The 457-nt window shown below is 66.1% G+C and carries 1 protein-coding gene; it reads right to left on the bottom strand.

The genetic code is table 11. From position 1 onward, the window contains the following. Nucleotides 1-417, bottom strand: a 417-nt coding sequence (locus tag ACTFO6_RS17690) for an alpha/beta fold hydrolase (protein ID WP_439935734.1), incomplete at its 3' end; no start/stop codon positions are given. Between the last annotated feature and the right edge of the window lie 40 nt (nucleotides 418-457).

Genomic DNA, 457 nt, shown 5'->3' on the forward strand with positions numbered 1-457 from the left:
GTGATGATGCAACGCGTTGCGCGGATCGTAACGGTGGAGCGACAGACAGCATCTGATATAGCGCTCGACCCGCTCCGGCGCCTGGTCGCACACATGATCGCCGACCATGACCCCCCAATCGTGCCCCGCCAGGCGAAACCGCTCGATGCCGATGCCGTCGAGGGCGGCGAGCAGCTCGCGGGCCACGTTGTTTCCCGTGTAGTCCCCGTCCCTTTTGTCGGACTGCCCATAGCCCTTCAGGTCGAACGCCAGGACCCTGAACTGGGTCGCGAGCACCGGTATCTGGTGCCGCCAGCAGGTCCAGCTCTCCGGTATCCCGTGCAGCAGGACCACCGGATCGCCTTCTCCCGCCTCCACCCAGTGCCAGCGCACGCCGGCGGCTTCGATGAACTTATGCTGGAGGCCTGCGCCCATCATCCGGCGGAGGCGACACTCGCCGCCTCGTCCTCATCCTTGC

Source organism: Pelomicrobium sp. G1 (genome assembly GCF_051905455.1).
GTDB lineage: Bacteria > Pseudomonadota > Gammaproteobacteria > Burkholderiales > UBA6910 > Pelomicrobium.